The organism is Frateuria hangzhouensis, assembly GCF_026410505.1.
Taxonomy (GTDB): Bacteria; Pseudomonadota; Gammaproteobacteria; order Xanthomonadales; family Rhodanobacteraceae; genus Frateuria_A; species Frateuria_A hangzhouensis.
The window spans coordinates 12,871-29,513 of the sequence record NZ_JAPMIU010000022.1 but is presented as its reverse complement, the minus strand read 5'-3'; the positions used below and the strand labels follow the sequence as shown (position 1 = coordinate 29,513).

The 16,643-nt window shown below is 70.1% G+C and carries 15 protein-coding genes; 7 read left to right on the top strand and 8 right to left on the bottom strand.

The window, feature by feature from the left end; translation table 11 throughout:
- Positions 1 to 239: 239 nt before the first annotated feature.
- The 4 genes from OSC30_RS16065 to OSC30_RS16050 all read right to left on the bottom strand — a co-directional run bounded on the left by OSC30_RS16065 (position 240) and on the right by OSC30_RS16050 (position 5,590).
- A complete protein-coding gene (locus OSC30_RS16065; protein WP_267172861.1) occupies positions 240 to 1,229 on the bottom strand; it encodes a helix-turn-helix domain-containing protein in 990 nt (329 codons plus the stop codon).
- A 5-nt stretch (positions 1,230 to 1,234) separates the two neighbouring features.
- Positions 1,235 to 2,521: an MFS transporter gene (locus tag OSC30_RS16060; RefSeq protein ID WP_267172860.1), complete on the bottom strand. Its 1,287-nt coding sequence runs from the start codon at positions 2,519 to 2,521 to the stop codon at positions 1,235 to 1,237.
- A 340-nt stretch (positions 2,522 to 2,861) separates the two neighbouring features.
- Positions 2,862 to 5,126: a polysaccharide biosynthesis tyrosine autokinase gene (locus OSC30_RS16055; RefSeq protein ID WP_267172859.1), complete on the bottom strand. Its 2,265-nt coding sequence runs from the start codon at positions 5,124 to 5,126 to the stop codon at positions 2,862 to 2,864.
- Positions 5,127 to 5,155: 29 nt separating this feature from the next.
- The gene (locus OSC30_RS16050) at positions 5,156 to 5,590 is read right to left on the bottom strand and encodes a low molecular weight protein-tyrosine-phosphatase (protein ID WP_267172858.1); all 435 of its coding nucleotides are present in this window, start codon (positions 5,588 to 5,590) and stop codon (positions 5,156 to 5,158) included.
- Positions 5,591 to 5,836: 246 nt separating this feature from the next.
- Here OSC30_RS16050 and OSC30_RS16045 point away from each other — a divergent pair, with 246 nt between their 5' ends.
- From OSC30_RS16045 to OSC30_RS16025, 5 genes are all read left to right on the top strand, one after another.
- On the top strand, positions 5,837 to 6,142 hold the full coding sequence (locus OSC30_RS16045; protein ID WP_267172857.1) for a hypothetical protein: 306 nt from the start codon (positions 5,837 to 5,839) through the stop codon (positions 6,140 to 6,142).
- A gap of 82 nt (positions 6,143 to 6,224) precedes the next feature.
- Positions 6,225 to 7,328, top strand: a complete 1,104-nt coding sequence (locus OSC30_RS16040; protein ID WP_267172856.1) for a polysaccharide biosynthesis/export family protein — start codon at positions 6,225 to 6,227, stop codon at positions 7,326 to 7,328.
- Positions 7,325 to 8,008, top strand: a complete 684-nt coding sequence (locus OSC30_RS16035; protein WP_267172855.1) for a YjbF family lipoprotein — start codon at positions 7,325 to 7,327, stop codon at positions 8,006 to 8,008. Before OSC30_RS16040 ends, OSC30_RS16035 begins: the two co-directional genes overlap by 4 nt.
- A 403-nt stretch (positions 8,009 to 8,411) precedes the next feature.
- On the top strand, positions 8,412 to 9,173 hold the full coding sequence (locus OSC30_RS16030; protein WP_267172854.1) for a capsule biosynthesis GfcC family protein: 762 nt from the start codon (positions 8,412 to 8,414) through the stop codon (positions 9,171 to 9,173).
- Entirely contained in the window at positions 9,170 to 11,284 is a 2,115-nt protein-coding gene (locus OSC30_RS16025; protein ID WP_267172853.1) for a YjbH domain-containing protein, read from the top strand. The genes OSC30_RS16030 and OSC30_RS16025 overlap by 4 nt, the downstream gene beginning before the upstream one ends.
- 118 nt (positions 11,285 to 11,402) lie before the next feature.
- On the opposite strand, the gene OSC30_RS16020 is transcribed toward OSC30_RS16025, so the two are convergent.
- From OSC30_RS16020 to ttcA, 4 genes are all read right to left on the bottom strand, one after another.
- On the bottom strand, positions 11,403 to 12,173 hold the full coding sequence (locus OSC30_RS16020; protein ID WP_267172852.1) for a M48 family metallopeptidase: 771 nt from the start codon (positions 12,171 to 12,173) through the stop codon (positions 11,403 to 11,405).
- 245 nt (positions 12,174 to 12,418) lie between these two features.
- Positions 12,419 to 13,336 carry a recombination-associated protein RdgC gene (locus OSC30_RS16015; RefSeq protein ID WP_267172851.1) on the bottom strand — a complete coding sequence of 306 codons (918 nt, stop codon included), beginning with the start codon at positions 13,334 to 13,336 and terminating at the stop codon, positions 12,419 to 12,421.
- A 144-nt stretch (positions 13,337 to 13,480) separates the two neighbouring features.
- On the bottom strand, positions 13,481 to 14,680 hold the full coding sequence (locus OSC30_RS16010) for an amino acid aminotransferase (RefSeq protein ID WP_267172850.1): 1,200 nt from the start codon (positions 14,678 to 14,680) through the stop codon (positions 13,481 to 13,483).
- Positions 14,681 to 14,717: 37 nt separating this feature from the next.
- Entirely contained in the window at positions 14,718 to 15,599 is an 882-nt protein-coding gene (gene ttcA / locus OSC30_RS16005) for a tRNA 2-thiocytidine(32) synthetase TtcA (protein WP_267172849.1), read from the bottom strand.
- A gap of 69 nt (positions 15,600 to 15,668) precedes the next feature.
- Here ttcA and OSC30_RS16000 point away from each other — a divergent pair, with 69 nt between their 5' ends.
- Both OSC30_RS16000 and OSC30_RS15995 read left to right on the top strand, forming a co-directional pair.
- Entirely contained in the window at positions 15,669 to 15,875 is a 207-nt protein-coding gene (locus tag OSC30_RS16000) for a YdcH family protein (RefSeq protein ID WP_267172848.1), read from the top strand.
- 14 nt (positions 15,876 to 15,889) lie between these two features.
- On the top strand, positions 15,890 to 16,480 hold the full coding sequence (locus tag OSC30_RS15995; protein WP_267172847.1) for a GNAT family N-acetyltransferase: 591 nt from the start codon (positions 15,890 to 15,892) through the stop codon (positions 16,478 to 16,480).
- The last annotated feature ends 163 nt before the right edge of the window (positions 16,481 to 16,643 follow it).

Below are 16,643 nucleotides of genomic sequence, written 5' to 3'. Positions count from 1 at the left end.
CCTCCCCCTCTCCCCAGCCCTCTCCCCCGGCTGTGCCGGGGGAGAGGGGGCTTTGGGCTGCGGTTGCGTTGGGTTGATGGGCTTTTTGGCCGGTTCTGTTGATCGAGCGCGGGATTTTCGGGGCTCGAGTGAAAGGCCTCCCCCTCTCCCCAACCCTCTCCCCAACCCTCTCCCCCGGCTGTGCCGGGGGAGAGGGGGCTTTGGGCTACGGTTGCGCTGGAGCTCCCGGTTCCGGGTGGTTAGCTGACTTCGCTCATGCTGCTGGACCAGCGGCGGACCATGACGTCGACGGCCTGGGTTTGCGCGCCGCGGATGCTGGCGGCGCGGTAGGCGCTGGGGGAGATGCCGAAGACTTGCTTGAACAGGCGGCTGGCGTGGCTTTCGCCGGAGAAGCCGGAGAGCGGTGCGAGGGCGGCGAGCGACTGGTTGTCGAAGGCGCGGTCGTCGAGGCGGTCGCGCAGGTGTTGCAGGCGGCGCAGTTGGATGAAGCGGGCGACGCCGCCCTGGGCTTCGAACAGGCGGTAGAGGCTGGCGCGGGAGATGCCGATGTCGCGGGTGATGTCCTGCACGCCGAAGTCGCGGTCGGCCAGGCGGGTTTCGATCAGGCGCTGGGCGGCTTCGCGGCGCACGAATTCCAGTCGGTAGAAGTCGGTGCGCGCGGCGCTGCCGACGGGATTGATGGCGACCGAGAGCAGGTCCACCAGCGAGCGCGTGACGGCCGGCTGCACGCCGGGCGACAGGTTGGCGGCGTGCGTGGCGAGGGTGCGCAGCAGCGCGGCCAGCAGGGCGCCTTCGGGTTCGCCGATCTTGTGGCCATGCAGGCCATCGAGGCTGCCGGCGGCGGCGCGGACGGCGTCGCGGGCCAGGCTGACGGTGATCAGGCGCACGTCGCGGGCGCCGTTCTCCATCGCCTTTCGGGTATCCAGCACCAGGGTTTCGCCGGGGCGCACGCGCACCGGGGCGTCGATGTCGCCACCGATGAGTTCGCCGGCGACGACGTGGTGCAGCACGAAGTGGTCGAAGTTGTCCTGGGCGATGCGCTCGCGCCGGCGATGGCGTACGCCGCCGTACTCGCGCACGAACAGCAGCGAGCGGTCCAGCCGCCAGGCGCGCACGCGGGCGAAGAACGGATCGCCGGTGCGTTCGACGTCGGAGCCGTGGGAGTACAGGTCGCGGTAGAGCGCGAAGGCCTCGCGCGGCTCGCAGCTGGCGCTGTCGAAGTCGAGCATTTCCCTCACGTGGCAGCCTCCCGTGCGGCGCGTCGCCAGCCGCTGCGCGCGGCCCAGGCCGCCACGGTACCGGACAGCGCCACGCTGACGCACACCAGCGACAACGCGGTGGACAGGCCGTTGCCGCCCCCGCCCAACCCGTCGCTGACCAGCCCGGCCAGGAACGGACCCAGGCCGACGCCGACCACGGTGATGAAGACCAGGAACAGGCGCACCGCCGCGCCGCGCAGGTGCGCCGGCAACATCGCCGGCAGCCCGGCCAGCGCGGCCACCGCGGCGGCGCCGCCGGCCAGCGAGGTGAACGCCATCAGCAGGCAGGCGGTGGTGGCCGATGGCGCCAGCGGGGTGGCCCACAGCGGCGGCACCACCAGCAGCAGGCCGATGGCCAGGATCGCCGCAGGCGTGATGCGCCTGGCGCGGGTGTCGACCAGCGCGCCGGCGGTCAGGTGGCCCAGCGGCGAGGCGAACAGCAGCGCCACGCCGAAGGCGAGCGCGGCGGTGGCCGGGGCCAGGCCTTGTTCGCGGTTGAGTACCGAAGGCGCCCAGGCGCCGACGGTCTGCACCACCAGCACCGCGCCGCCGGCGCCGTAGAGGTAGAGCGCGGCCAGGGCGGGGCGGCGGCGCAGCCAGTGCAGGATCTCGCGCAGGCCGGCGCTTTGGGTCGCGGCGGGCGAGGGTTGGTAGGGGTAGCCCAGCAGCACCAGCATCAGCAGCAGGTTGGGCGCGGCCATGACCAGGAACATCAGGCGCCAGTGCGCCAGGCCGGCCGCCGGCGCCCAGCGTGCGAGCCAGGCCAGTGCCAGGCCGCCGAGCAGCAGCGCCAGGCTGCGGCCGATCGCCGAGCCGGCGGTAAAGACGGCCATCGCGCGGGCGCGCCAGTGCGGAGCGGCATCGTCCACGATCATCGCCAGCGCCAGCGGCACGAACGCGGCCTGGCCCAGGCCGACCAGCGCGCGCGCGGCGAGCAGGCCTTCGAAGGTTTGCGCCATGGCGAAGCAGACCATGCCGATGGCCCAGGTGGCGATGCAGCCGGCGAGCAGGCGGAAGCGGTGTGGCGAATGACCCAGCGGCAAGGTCACCAGCATGCCGACGGCGTAGAGCACGGCGAAGGCGGGGCCCATCAGCAGGCCGAGCTGGGCGTCGGTGAGGTGCAGGTCGGCCTTCAGCAGCGGCGCGGCGACGGCGGGGAGATTGCGGTCGGCGAACGCGGCGCAATGGCACAGCGCCAGCAGGGCGGCCAGCGGGAGGGTCATGCGGCCGGTGGGTGGTGGCGTGGTGTCCGGGGTGGTCATGGGCGGGAGCGCTGCGCGCGGGTGTTGGAGAACAGCGCGCGGGCGGGGTTGCGGGGATATTTGTCGGGGCGCTGAGCGCTCCCTCCGCTGCTTGCAGGGGAGGGTTGGGGTCGGGTGCTCTTTCGCTCCGGCCCGGCAACCCCCTCCCAACCTCCCCCTGCAAGCAGGGGGAGGAGCCGAGCCACGCGCCGCATCGACAATCTGCTCCCTCCCCTGCTTGCAGGGGAGGGTTGGGGTGGGGTGCTCTTTCGCGCCGGCCCGGCAACTCCCTCCCAGCCTCCCCCTGCGAGCAGGAGGAGGAGTTGAGCCACGGGCAATCTGTGTCTACAGAAACGTTGCGTCACGCCGGTTCGGTTTCGACCTGGTGGTCGTACTTGTAGTAGCCGTAGGCGTAGTAGCCGGTGGCGCGGCGCTGGACGGCGTTGAAGATGGCGCCGTGCAGGCGCACGCGGTTCTGCTCGAAGCGCTGGTGCGCCAGGGTGACTTCGCGCGCCTGGTTGTGGCCGAAGCGCACCACCAGCAGGCTGGTGGCGGCGTGGCTGCCGACGATGACGGCGTCGGTGACGGCCAGCACCGGCGGGGTGTCGATGATGACCAGGTCGTACTGCGTCGAGAGCTGCTTGACCAGCGCGCCGAAGGACGGGCGCATCAGCAGTTCGGACGGGTTGGGCGGCGCGTGGCCACGGCCGATGAAGTGCAGGCCTTCGATCGGCGTGTCGTGCACGGCCTGGGCCAGTTCGGCGCGGCCGGCGAGCAGCTCGGACAGGCCGGGACCGGAGCTGCGGCCCATCACGTGGTGCAGCATGCCGCGGCGCATGTCCGCGTCCACCAGCAGCACGCGCTGGCCGGCCTGGGCGATCACCGCGGCCAGGTTGGAGGAGACGAAGGTCTTGCCGGCGCCGGGGCTGGCGCCGGCGATCATCAGCACGTTGTTCTTCGCTTCCAGCGTGGCGAAGTGCAGCGCGGTGCGCAGGCTGCGCATGGCCTCGATGGCGAGGTCGGCCGGGTCCTGCATCGCCAGCAGCCGCACGCGCTTGGGGCCCTTGTAGAGGCGTCGCTCCGGCGAGAACGGCAACAGGCGACGGCGGCGCTCGGGCAGCTGCAGCACCTGGTCCTGCTGCGGGCTGTGCGGCACCGAGGCGAACACCGCCAGGCCGAGCTGCTCGATCTCGGCGGGGTCTTCCATGGCCGGGTTGAGCATGTGCCGGATGAACACGAAGGCCACCGCCAGGAAGCCGCCGAGCATGGTGCCGCCGAGCACCACCACGGCCTTCTTCGGCTTGACCGGCTGGCTGGTGTCGACCTGCGCGTGGTCGATCACGCGCGCGTTGCCGACGGTGCCGGCCTGGGCGATGCTCAGTTGCTGGCCCTGGCCCATCATCTCGGTGTAGGTCTGCGTGGTGACCTGCACGTCGCGCATCAGGCGCAGCAGGCCCTGCTGGGTGTCGGGCAGTTTGTTGATCTCGCCTTCGAGCTTGTCCTTCTTGGCGGACAGGTCGCCGATCTGCACCATCAGCGCGTGGTAGGCCGGGTGCTTGGCGGTGAACTTGCCCTCCACTTCGGCCTGCTGCAGCTTGAGCTGGGACAGGTTGGTGTCGACCACCACCACCTGGTCCAGCAGGCCCTTGGTCTGCAGGCTGATGTCGGCGGTGCTGACCTTGGTCTGGTAGGCGGCCAGGGCGTCCTCGGCCTCCTTCAGGTGCTGGTGGATCTGGGGCAGCTGTTCCTTGACGAACTCCAGGCTGTTGGCGGCCTCGGCGGAGGCGCGGGCCACGTTCTGGTGCACGTACTGGTTGACCACGGCGTTGAGCACGGCGGTGGCGCGGGCCGGGTCGGTGTCCTGGTAGCTGATGGCGATGATGCCGGAGTCCTTGCCCTGCTCGCTGGCGGCGACGGTCTGCTGCACGTCGCCGATGGTGCGCAGGCGCGGCGCTTCGGTGAGGGCGAAGCGCTGGCCCGGGTGGGCGGCGAGCGCTTTGACCAGCAGGGTGACGCCGTGGTCCTGCGCCGGGGCGCCGACCGTGCCCTGCAGCAGCAGGTTGTCGTCTTCGTCGTAGAGGCGGAACTGGCCAGCCTCATCGGCGGCGACCAGGGTCAGTTCGGTGCCGACCAGGCTGGTGGGCAGGTCGATGTGCTGGATGTCGAGGCTGGCGCCGCCGAAGTCGTAGCTGGACAGGCCCGGCCACGCGCCGGCCACGTCACCGGCCTTGTCGGGCGAGTAATGGCGCGCGATGAAGCCGCCGAACAGTGGCAGCCGAGCCGGCTCGGCGGTGACCGCCATGTGCAGGTCGTCCACCACCTTGCCGACCACCATGCGCGAGGTCATCAGCGCGATCTCGGTGACCGCCTCGGGGGCGCTGTCGCCGGCCAGGTCGGAAAGATCGGACAGGCCCGGCAGGGTCGGCATCTTCTGTTCCACCTGCACCATCGCGTTGGCCTGGTAGACCGGCGCGGCCAGCAGCGCGTAGCCGAGGCTGAGCAGCAGGAACGCCCCGGTGACGGCACCGATCAGCCACTTGTTGTCCAGCAGGATGCCGAACAGTTGGCGCAGGTCGATCTCGTCGCCGTCGTCGACGATGGGGGCGGCGTGGGTCGGTTGATTCATTGGGGGGATATCGGCAGGAAAGCGGATTTCTAGAGTCGGCGCAGCCAGCCGTCGACGCCTTCGTCGATCAGCCGGTACACGTGCTCGAAGGCGGGGCGCTGCTGGCGGAACGGATCGGGCACTTCACGGTCGTCCTGCCACTTGCCGAGCAGGAAGCTGCGGCCCACCGCGTGCGGCGAGCGCTTGGCCAGCGTGGCCAGGTGCGCGCGCTGCATCACCAGGATCAGGTCGGCGTCGATGATGTGCCGGTCTTCGAGCTGTCGCGCGCGGTGGGCGCTGGCGTCGATGCCGTGCTCGGCCAGCAGCTCGCCGGCGGTGGGGTCGATCGGGTGGCCTTCCAGCGCGCCCAGGCCGGCGGAGCTGACGGTGATCTTGCGATCGCCCAGCCGGTGGCGCAGCAGGTATTCCACTGTGGGGCTGCGGCAGATGTTGCCGACGCAGACGACGAGAATCCTTTCGAACACGGTGCGGCCAACCTGAGCGGCGATCGGTGGGAGGGACGCATTCGGCCGGAAAAACGGGCGCGAGCGCGAAAGGCAGCCGCTACGTCAAAGAGTTGTGAAGTTAGCGAGGGCCGGTGCGCCGGTCAAGCAGACCGGTACCTGCTTGTCTGTGATGCTGGCAGCAGATTTGTGCTTTGTGCCTATAATCCGTCCATTAAGGGATCACCGGCCTCATGGTTCGGGGATGCGTTTGCAAGGGGGATTTCCATGAAGAGCGTGCTTTGCACCCTGGTGGCCGTGGCTTTCGCGGTCCAGCCCATGATGTTGCAGGCGGCCGAGGCGCAGGCCTCGAAGGCGCCGGCCAAGCCGGCCGCACCCGCCAAGCCGGCCACGCCCAAGGTCGCTGGCACCAAGGCGGCGGTCGGTTCGGGCATCAGCATGGAAGTGGTGGAGATGACCCTGCTGGTCACCGGCGTGGTGGCGGCCGTGGCCGTCGGCGCCGGTGGCGGCGGTGATCACCACTGCGACCATTGCAGCCCGGGCGGCACCACCGGCACTACCGGTACGCACTGAGGGCGGGTTTCCCGCCACTGATGGCACGCGGCTTTCGGGCTGCGTGCCTGGTTTTTTTACGTCTTCTGAAACGGTTTTCCCCATGAGCAAGTTTTCGGCCGCAGGGCTGGCAATCATCCTGGCCCTGCTTGGCGGCTGCGCGCTGGCGCCGGGCCAGCACATGGACACGGGCAGCCTGGCCGACGGCCAGGGCGAGGCGGGCAGCCGCATCGCGCTGGTGCCGATCACGCCGAAACTGATCGCGATGGAGAACGCCGCGCCGGCGCCGCCGGCTATTCCGCAGGCGCTGCTGGACTACCGTCCGGGCAAGTACCAGGTCGGCGCGGGTGATGTGCTGTTCATCACCGTGTGGGACCACCCGGAGCTGACCGCGCCGTCGGGCTCGCAGCAGCAGATCTACGCCAACGGCCGCCTGGTGCGCCCGGACGGCACGCTGTACTACCCCTACATCGGCAACGTCACGGTGGCCGGGCTGGGCCTGGACCAGGTGCGGCAGGTGCTGTCCAAGCAGCTGGCCGAGTACGTGCAGCAGCCGCAGATCGACGTCAACGTGATCACCTTCGCCAGCCAGCGCGTGTGGCTCAACGGCGCCTTCCGACAGACCGGCACGCAGCCGATCACGGTGACCCCGCTGACGCTGGCCGAGGCGCTGGGCAAGGCGCAGATCGACACCGCGCAGGCGGACCTGTCCGAACTGGCGCTGCAGCGCGACGGTGTGGAATATCACCTGGACCTGGATGCGATGCGCCGTGGCCTGTACGGGCCGGCGGACATCTTTCTGAAGGACGGCGACCACCTCTACCTGGCCTACAACGACCGCAACCAGGTTTACCTGATGGGCGAGGTGAACCAGCCGCGCGCGCTCACCTTCAAGACCTCTGACATGAGCCTGACCCAGGCGCTGGGTCAGGTCGGCGGGCTCGACCAGCGCACGTCGAAGGGCAAGGCGGTGTACGTGATCCGCGGCGTGGCCGACCTGGAGAAGGCGCCGGCGACGGTCTACCAGCTCGACGCCGGCTCGCCCAGCGCGCTGGTGCTGGCCGACAACTTCAAGCTGCAGCCGGGCGACGTGGTGTACGTGGGCGCCGCCGGCGTGACGCGCTGGAACCGCCTGCTGAGCCAGTTGCTGCCGCTGTCGGCGATCCTCAACCAGTCCGCCGCCGCGCGTAGCAACATCGCCGAATGACCGTGGGTTCGGCGATGCGGCTGGCCGCTCGCTCCGGCCTGATCGTGGCCGCGCTGCTGCTGGGCGGCTGCTCGGACTGGGCGCGCGGCGTGGCCGAGACGGCGCGGCGGGTGGCGCATCCGTCGCCTGAATTGCCCACGCGCGAGGAAGTGCTGGCCAGGCCGTATTTCCAGATGCGGGTGGACCAGGGGCGGCACTCGGCGGTGCTGGTGCTGGGCAATGTCGATGGGGATCGCGAGGCGTGGTACAGCGGCGACGGGGTGATCGTGTTCCTGCGGCACGGGTTGCTGGTGAAGAGTTCGGGGATGGGTTGGGGTGACCTGGTGGGGACGTCGTTGCCTGCCGGCAGCCCGTTCCTTGCCGGGTTGCAGCGGCTCGAGGCGCCGGTGGTCGGTGCGCGCGTGGTCGACCTGTCGCCGGGGTATCGGTATGGCGTGCGGGTCGAGTCGCGGCTGTCGCCCGGGCCGATGGAGAGCGTGCAGATCCTGGGCGAGGCGCATGAGTTGCGGCGCATCGACGAACACGTCAGCGCGGCGGGGCTCGATTGGCAGGCGGACAACCGGTACTGGGTCGATCCCGCTGATGGCCTGGTCTGGAAAACCCGCCAGACCTTGCCCGACGGCCCCACCCTGACCCTGACCATGCTGCGGCCGTACCAGCCCGAGGCCGAAACCCCATGACCTCGCGAACCGCTGCACAGGTTTTGCCTCTCCCCCTGCTTGCAGGGGGAGGCTGGGAGGGGGTTGCCACCTACGGAGCGAACGCGCTTCGCTGGCACGGCTTCACCCCTCCCCAACCCTCCCCTGCTGCACGCAGGGGAGGGGGCAGGTTCGTCCGGGCTTTGCCGCAAAGCCCCGCCGCATCTGCTCCCTCTCCCCTCCGGGGCCGGGGTTGGGGTGAGGGATCGGGGCTCGCGTGGGGTTGCGCTGTTTGGGGTCGGATGGCGGTCGCGCACAGGGTGCGCTCCTACAGGGAGTTCGGCACGGCTTTAGCCGCATCTGCTCCCTCTCCCCTCCGGGGAGAGGGTTGGGGTGAGGGGTCGGGGCTCGCCCGGGACTCCATGGTGCGTGTACGGGGTGTGGCATGAGGGCCTGGGTTCTGGTGCTTGCCTTGCTTGCGGTGATGCCGGTGCGGGCGGTGACGGTGCGGGTGGAAGGGCGCGTGGTTCATGCCGGTGCGCAGGCGCTGCCTGAAGGTGCGCGGCTGGCGGATGCGTTGCTGGCTGCCGAGGTCGAGCCGGATGCCTACGTGCTCGGCGCGGCCTGGTTGCGCCCTTCGCTGCAGCCGGCGCAGCGCCGGCTGAAGGCGGGTGTGTTGTACGACCTGGAAGTGCTGGCCGGTGAGGCCCGGCTGGGCGGCGATGCCGACCTGCTGGCGCTGGCCCAGCGCCTGGCGCAGACGGTGCGCGCGTTGCCGATCACCGGCCGCGCGCGCGAGGCGCTGCTCGATCCACGGCCGCTCGAACTATCGCCGAAGAACCATTTGCTGGCCGACGGTGACCGCGTGCTGTTCCCTGCCCGCCCCGGCACGATCCGCGTGACCGGCGCCGTGCAGCGCGACTGCCGCCTGCCGCACCAGCCGTTGCGCGACGCGCGCGACTACCTCGCCGATTGCGCGTTGGCCGCGCCCGCCGAATCCGACTGGCTGTACGTGATCCAGCCCGACGGCGCGGTCACCCGCCTCGGCACCGGCCTGTGGAACCGCGCCGCCGCGCAACCGCTGGCGCCCGGCGCGATGCTGTACGTGCCGATCCGCCAGAGCGCGGCGTCGGCGGTCGATCCAGCCCTCAACGATCAACTGGCGCAGTTGCTGGCCACCCAGCCGCTGCCCGAGGCGCAACCATGAAGCGGCGCCGCCTCTACCTGTGCCTGCTGCCGCTGCTGGGCGCCCCTGCCGCGCAGGCGCAGGACGTGCCGGTCGATAGCGGCTGGGCGGACGGCTATACGCAGAGCGACTTCGGCGGCGCGGGCCTGCTGCAGACACCGACCGCGCGCATGAACGCGGCCGGCGAGGGGGCGATCACCGGTAGCCGCGTGGAGCCCTACTCCCGCTTCACCTTCACCCTGCAGCCGCTGGACTGGCTGGAGGGCAGCTTCCGCTACACCAACGTCACCAACCGCTATTACGGAACGCCCTCCTTCAGCGGTCGCCAGCACTACAAGGACAAGGCGATCGACCTGAAGCTGCGCCTGTGGCAGGAGAGCCGCTGGCTGCCGGCGCTGGCGGTGGGTGGGCACGACATCGGCGGCACGGGGCTGTTTTCCGGCGAGTACGTGGTGGCCAGCAAGCGGCTGGACCGCTTCGACGTGAGCCTGGGGCTGGGTTGGGGTTACCTGGGCGCGGCCGGCGACGTGGGCAATCCGCTGGGGCTGCTCGACGACCGCTTCAGGCATCGCCCGGCGGTGGACAACAGCGACGTCGGCGATTTCAACGGCAACTATTTCCGCGGCCGCGCGGCGCTGTTCGGCGGCGTGGAATACCGGCTGCCGGGCGACCGCTGGCGGCTGAAGCTCGAGTACGAAGGCAACGACTACCGGCACGAGCCGCAGCGCAACGACCAGCCGCAGCGCTCGCGCCTCAACCTGGGCGTGGCCTACCGGCTGGCGAAGACGGTGGACCTGAGCGTGGGCTGGGAGCGCGGCAACACCGCGATGTTCGGGCTCACGCTGCACACCAACCTGGCCCGCGGCGAAGGCCCGCCGAAGCTGCTCGACCCGCCGCCCGAGCCGCTCGCCGCGTCGCCGGTGCACGGGCAGGCCGACTGGGCCGAGGTCAGTGCGCGGCTGGCCGACAACGCCGACGTGCAGGTGGAAAGCATCCGCCGCGACGGGCGCGAGTTGATCGTCACCGGCGAGCCAGGGCGCTTCCGCTACCCGGCCAAAACGCTGGGCCGCACCGCGCGCATCCTGGACAACGCCGCCGCACCGCAGGTCGACTGGTTCACGCTGGTGTCGACCAGCGAAGGCATGCCGGTGGTGCAGGCCAGCGTGCATCGCGGGCCGTTCGGCAAATTGGTGTCGCACGACCTGGCGCCGGACGATTTCCGCCGCAGCGTGGTGCGCGAGGCGCCCGCGCCGGCGGCGGGCGAGGTGCTCTACCGCGCGCCACTGGATCGCTACCGCGGCAACGTCGGCATGGGTCTGGGGCAGACGGTGGGCGGGCCGGATGCGTTCATCCTCTACCAATTGTTCGCCAGCTACGACGCCGAGTACCGGTTCTCCCGGCATGCGTGGCTGAGCGGGCAGCTCAACGCCAACCTGCTCAACAACTACGACCAGTTCCGCTACGACGCGCCGTCCAACCTGCCGCGCGTGCGCACCTGGCAGCGCCGGTACCTGACCACCTCGCGGCTCAACCTGTCCAATCTGCAATTCAACGCCGCCACGCGGCTGGGCACGGACCTGTACGGCATGGCCTACGCCGGCCTGCTGGAAAGCATGTACGGCGGCGCCGGCGGCGAAGTGCTGTACCGACCGTTCGGCCAGCGCTGGGCGTTGGGCGCCAACCTCAACTGGGTGCGCCAGCGCGGCTTCGCGCAGCATTTCGGCTGGCGCGATTACCGGGTGGTGACCGGCCACGTGACCGCCTATGTCGACACCGGCATCGACCACGTACTGGCCACGGTGAGCCTGGGCCGCTACCTCGCCCGCGACTGGGGCGGCACGCTGGACCTGTCGCGCGCCTTCGACAACGGCGTGCGCATGGGCGCGTATGCCACGTTCACCAATGTTTCCAGCCGGCAGTTCGGCGAGGGCAGTTTCGACAAGGGCATCTACGTGTCGGTGCCCTTCGACCTGATGCTGCCGAAGTCCTCGCCCGCCAGCACCGAGATCCTGTGGCGTCCGCTGACGCGCGATGGCGGGGCGATGCTGTTGCGCCGGTATTCGCTGTACGGCCTGACCGGCGAACGGGATGCGCAGATGTTCGAGGCGAATTTCGGAGAGATCGCGCAGTAGCGGTTTGGCGGCATGCGACCCGTAGGGTGGGCTTCAGCCCACCATGGGCCGCGCTGCGGACCGACGAAGGTGGGCTGAAGCCCACCCTACGCGCGCGGCCCTACGCGCGCGGCGGTCGCTAATCCGCAACGTCGGCGACCAGGCGGTCCAGCTCCGCCTTCAACGTGGCGCCGTTCACCCGCAGCCAGTCGCGCTGTTCGCGCCAGTTGGGGAACAGCGTGGCGACCAGCGCCCAGAAGCGGGGGGCGTGGCTGCGGACCTTGAGGTGGCACAGCTCGTGGGCCAGCACGTAGCGCAGGGCAGCGGGCGGGGCGAGCGCGAGGGCCAGGTCCAGGTTGATGCGGTCGCGCGTATCCAGGCTGCCCCACAGGCTTTTCATCGGGCGAATGCGCAGGGCGGTGGGCGCCAGGCCCAGTTGCGGGACGTAGCCGGCCATCCAGCGCGAGACGTCGCGGCGCATCTGCGCCTCGAAATGCGAGGCCAGCAGGCCGCGTGCCACCGGCAGCGCGCGGGTGTGCGGGCGGGGCAGCACCAGGGTGAGGCCGCCGTCGAAGGTTTCCACGCGTGGGTACGGGCCTTCGGCCCAGTCCAGCAGCGCGACTTCGCCGCGCATCGGGAATTCGGTGGCGTGGCCGACGCGCAGGGCGGGCAGCGGCTTGACGATGAGATTGAGCTCATCGAGCTTGCGCTCCAGCCAGTCGGCGTGGCTGCGCAGGAAGGCGCTGACCTGGGCCGGATGGGTGCCGTTGGGATACGACACCCGGGCGCCCTTGGGCGTGACCGTCAAGCGCAGACGGCGCGCGCGCGGATGCGCGGCCTTGAGCACCCGGATGGTGCTGCCGCTCGCCGTTGCCAGTTCCAGCCAGTCGCCTTGAAGTTCAGCTGCCATGATCCCGGGCCCGTGGGTGAAGCATAACCTTGCAACGGGGGGTGTGAGGAAAGGGTTGGATGGCGTGGGACGGGCGTTTCGGGCGGCCGTTCACGTGGGGTTGACGGTTTTGGCCCGGTCCTTCTGCCCGCCGGGGAGAAGGTGCCCGGAAGGGGCGATGAGGGGCTGGAGCTTGCGGGGAGGCTTGTCGCTAGAGCGGCCCCTCACCCCAGCCCTCTCCCCGGAGGGGAGAGGGAGCCCAAGTGTCAGGCGTCTTTGGGGCGCGGCAGGCCGAACCACTCTTCCAGCTTGCCCAGCAGGCGCTCGATTTCCAGGGTGAACAGGGCGAAGCGAGCATCGAGTTCGGCGGCGGCGTCGGCGGCGCTGTCGGCCAGTTCGTCCGTGACCACGTCGAGCAGCTTGAGCTTGCGCAGGATCAGGTCCTCGCCCAGCACGAAGCTGATGCGGTCGTCGAACACCAGGCCGAGCTGGAAGACCTGCTTGCCGTTGCGCAGGTGTTCCTTGATTTCCTCGCTCTCCAGGTCCTGCCGGCGGCAGCGGGCGATGGCGCCGGTGTTGCTGCCGGGGTCGCGCAGTTCGACTTCGTCGCCCAGGGCCAGGCCGGCCGGCAGGGTGCCGTTGGCAAGCCAGTCGGTCATCAGCACGCGCGGGCCCTCTTCCGGTGCCAGCGGTACCGCCGGGAAGCTGCCCAGCGCTTCGCGGATCTGGGTCAGCGCGTTCTCGGCGGACTTGCGGCTGGAGGTGTCCAGCACCAGCCAGCCGTGCTGGCGGTCGACGTAGGCGGACATGCGCGAGTTTCGCACGAAGGCGCGCGGCAGCAACTCGTTGAGCAGGTCTTCCTTCATGCGCTTGCGTTCGCGGCCGCCGACCTTGCGGCCCTCTTCCTCGGCGATCTTCTGCACGCGGCGGTACAGCTCGTCGTTGACGACGGCGGCCGGCAGCAGCTTGTCCTCGCCGCCGACGGAGACCCAGGTGCAGTGCTTGACGGCGTGGGTCAGCGCGGCTTCCTCGCCACGGCCGATCGGCGGCACGAAACCCTTGGTGAACAGCTCCATCGGGCCGCAGGGGCGCAGGCGGTGTTCGGCGAGGGCGTCGTCGAGGCGGGAAAGATCTTCGGCGACGGCGGGGGAGAAGCGGAACAGAGTGAGGTTGCGGAAGAACATGCGGGATCCGGTTGGGGGAACGGGTCGTTCCTTGCGGCCCTTCGACTTCGGCCCTTCGGGCCTACGCTCAGGGTGAACGGTTCAAGTGAGTGGTTTGGACGGCCCTACGGGCCTGCGCAGCGAAGTCGAAGGGCCGCCGGAAGGTCAGCGGCTCACCGCGGCCACCGCCGCGGCCACCGTCTCCAGGTTGCCGCGGTTGAGCGCCGCCACGCAGATGCGTCCGGTGCCCAGTGCGTAGATGGCGAACTCCTCGCGCAAGCGGTCGACCTGGGCGCGGGACAGGCCCGAGTAGGAGAACATGCCCGCCTGCTGCTGGATGAAGCCGAACTGCGGCGCGCCGTGGGCGGCCAGCTTTTCGACCATGCCGGCGCGCATGGCATGGATGCGCTCGCGCATCTCGGCCAGTTCCGCCTCCCACATCGCGCGCAGCTCGATGCTGCCGAGCACGCCGGCGACCAGCGCGCCGCCGTGGGTGGCGGGGCTGGAGTAGTTGGCGCGGATGGTCTGCTTGATCTTGGCGCGCAGGCGCGCGGCCTCGTCGCGGTCGGTGCCGACGATCGACAGTGCGCCAACGCGCTCGCCGTAGAGCGAAAACGACTTCGAGTACGAATTGGCCACCACGAAGGCCTCGATGCCGGAGGCGGCGAACAGCCGGATCGCGGTGGCATCGGCGTCGATGCCCTGGTCGAAGCCCTGGTAGGCGATGTCGATGAACGGCAGCAGGTTGCGCGCCTTGACCAGGTCCACGATCTGCTGCCACTGCGCCGCGTCCGGGTCCACGCCGGTGGGGTTGTGGCAGCAGGCGTGCAGCAGCACCACGGTGCCAGGCTCGAGCTTGCCCAGGTCTTCCATCATGCCGGCGAAGTCCAGGCCATGCGTGGCCGGATCGTAATAGCGGTAGTCGGCGATCTCGAAGCCGGCGTTGCCGAACACGACGCGATGGTTTTCCCAGCTCGGGCTGCTGATGGCGATGCGCGCGTGGGGCAGCACCTTCTTGAGCAGGTCCGCGCCCACGCGCAGCGCGCCGCTGCCGCCGATGGTCTGCGCGGTGGCCACGCGGCCGGCGGCCAGCAGCGGCGAGTCGGCGCCGAACAGCAGTTGCTGGGTCAGCGCGTCGTAGGCCGGCAGGCCGTCGATCGGCAGGTAGCCGCGCGGCTTGGCCTCGGCCGCCATCGCCTGCTCGACCTCGCGCACCGCGCGCATGAGCGGGACGCGGCCCTGTTCGTCGACGTAGATGCCGACGCCCAGATTGACCTTCTGCGGGCGGGTGTCGGCCAGGAAGGTCTCGGTGAGACCGAGGATCGGATCGCCCGGGGCCATTTCGACGGAAGCAAAGTGGGACACGTGGAGGACTCGCGTTGAAAGGTGGAAGGATGGACGTCTAGACGGCTTCGCCGTCGGACAGCCAGTCGTGCGCGCCGGCGCCCGCGGCGCCTGCGCGGGAGCCCAGCGCGGCAAAGTCGAACAGGTTGCGGTCGGCCAGTTGCGAGGGCGCGACGTTGCCCAGCGCCCGGAAGATGCTCTCGCAGCGGCCGGGATGCTGCGCATCCCAATCGGCGAGCATACGGCCGATCGCCTTGCGCTGCAGGTTTTCCTGCGAGCCGCACAGGTTGCACGGGATGATCGGGAAGGCGCGCTGGCCGGCGTACTCGGCAATGTCGCTCTCGCGGCAGTAGGCCAGCGGGCGGATCACCACGTGACGGCCGTCGTCCGAACGCAGCTTCGGCGGCATCGCCTTGAGGCTCGCGCCGTGGAACAGGTTGAGGAAGAACGTGGCCAGGATGTCATCGCGGTGGTGCCCCAGCGCGATGCGGGTGATGCCGTTCTCCGCCGCCCAGCGGTAGAGCGCGCCGCGGCGCAGGCGCGAGCACAGGCTGCACATGGTCTTGCCCTCGGGGATGACCCGGGTGACCGTGCTGTAGGTGTCCTGCTCGATGACGTGGAACGGCACGCCGCGCGCGGTGAGGTAGTCCGGCAGCACGTCGGCGGGGAAGCCGGGCTGTTTCTGGTCCAGGTTCACCGCGACCAGCTCGAAACGCACCGGCGCCCGGGCCTGCAGCGACAGCAGCAGGTCGAGCAGGGTGTGGGAATCCTTGCCGCCGGACAGGCAGACCATCACGCGGTCGCCGTCCTCGATCATCTGGAAATCGACGATCGCCTGGCCGACCTGGCGGCGCAATCGCCGGGCCAGTCGCGCGGCCTCGGGGGCCCGCATGCGGTCGGCGCGGGGGTCGGAAAGAACGGGGACGGACATGGGCGTCATTGTACCGAAGCCCGCCATGGCCGGCCGGCGGGGTTACACTGGCGGCCTGTCCCGTCCGCCCCGTCCGTCATGCAGGCCCCCGATCCCATCCAGATCGCCCATCGGCTGGCCGAACTGCGCCAGGAACACCGCGACCTGGACGCGGCGATCGACCACATGGCCGTGCACCCGGCCCGCGACGAACTGCAGCTGACGCGGCTGAAGAAGCGCAAGTTGTTGCTCAAGGACGCCATCGCGCGGCTGGAGAGCAAGATGATTCCCGACCTGGACGCCTGAGCCTTTCGATGCCGATGCCTACCCGATTGGAGGACGCGCACGTCGTCCTGGAGCCGTTGTGCCTGGACCACGTCGCCTCGCTGGAAACCGCCGCGGCCGATGGCGAGCTGTGGCGCCTGTGGTTCACCTCGGTGCCCGCGCCGGGCGAGATGGTGGCGTACGTGGAGAAGGCGCTCGCCGGGCAGCGCGAAGGAGTGATGCTGCCGTTCGCGATCCGCGAGCGCAGCACCGGCGAGCTGGTCGGCACGACGCGGTTCTACGACATCGCGCAGGACCCGCGGCGCGTGGCGATCGGATACACGTGGTACGCCCGGCGCTGGCAGAAGGGCCATCTGAATACGGCGTGCAAGCGGTTGTTGCTGGCGCATGCGTTCGAGTCGCTGGGATGCGTGGCGGTCGAGTTCCATACCGACGGGCGCAACCTCGATTCGCAGCGGGCGATCGAGCGGCTGGGTGCACAGCGCGAGGGCGTGTTGCGGGCGCACCGGCGGCGGCCGGACGGGAGCCTGCGCGATACGGTGTGTTATTCGATCCTCGACCGCGAATGGCCTGATGTGAGGCGCTGGCTGGAGCTGCGGCTGGCGCGGCTGGCTGGGGGTCGCTAGAGGCGACGCTGCGGGCGATGAGGCGCGGGCGGAATTTCCCGCAAGCCTTGGCCCCTCACCCCAGCCCTCTCCCCGGAGGGGAGAGGGAGCCGTGTCGGCGGTTTGGGTTGCCCTCGCTCCTGCTCCCCATTCTCTTAGTCGTGCCAGAGTCTGGGAGTACCTC

Excerpts from the sequence above, each read along its gene's own strand:
- OSC30_RS16065 (WP_267172861.1), bottom strand. The coding sequence starts at position 1,229 with ATGCTCGACTTCGACAGCGCCAGCTGCGAGCCGCGCGAGGCCTTCGCG.
- OSC30_RS16060 (WP_267172860.1), bottom strand. The coding sequence starts at position 2,521 with ATGACCACCCCGGACACCACGCCACCACCCACCGGCCGCATGACCCTC.
- OSC30_RS16055 (WP_267172859.1), bottom strand. The coding sequence starts at position 5,126 with ATGAATCAACCGACCCACGCCGCCCCCATCGTCGACGACGGCGACGAG.
- OSC30_RS16045 (WP_267172857.1), top strand. The coding sequence starts at position 5,837 with ATGAAGAGCGTGCTTTGCACCCTGGTGGCCGTGGCTTTCGCGGTCCAG.
- OSC30_RS16040 (WP_267172856.1), top strand. The coding sequence starts at position 6,225 with ATGAGCAAGTTTTCGGCCGCAGGGCTGGCAATCATCCTGGCCCTGCTT.
- OSC30_RS16035 (WP_267172855.1), top strand. The coding sequence starts at position 7,325 with ATGACCGTGGGTTCGGCGATGCGGCTGGCCGCTCGCTCCGGCCTGATC.
- OSC30_RS16030 (WP_267172854.1), top strand. The coding sequence starts at position 8,412 with ATGAGGGCCTGGGTTCTGGTGCTTGCCTTGCTTGCGGTGATGCCGGTG.
- OSC30_RS16025 (WP_267172853.1), top strand. The coding sequence starts at position 9,170 with ATGAAGCGGCGCCGCCTCTACCTGTGCCTGCTGCCGCTGCTGGGCGCC.
- OSC30_RS16020 (WP_267172852.1), bottom strand. The coding sequence starts at position 12,173 with ATGGCAGCTGAACTTCAAGGCGACTGGCTGGAACTGGCAACGGCGAGC.
- OSC30_RS16015 (WP_267172851.1), bottom strand. The coding sequence starts at position 13,336 with ATGTTCTTCCGCAACCTCACTCTGTTCCGCTTCTCCCCCGCCGTCGCC.
- ttcA (WP_267172849.1), bottom strand. The coding sequence starts at position 15,599 with ATGACGCCCATGTCCGTCCCCGTTCTTTCCGACCCCCGCGCCGACCGC.
- OSC30_RS16000 (WP_267172848.1), top strand. The coding sequence starts at position 15,669 with ATGCAGGCCCCCGATCCCATCCAGATCGCCCATCGGCTGGCCGAACTG.
- OSC30_RS15995 (WP_267172847.1), top strand. The coding sequence starts at position 15,890 with ATGCCTACCCGATTGGAGGACGCGCACGTCGTCCTGGAGCCGTTGTGC.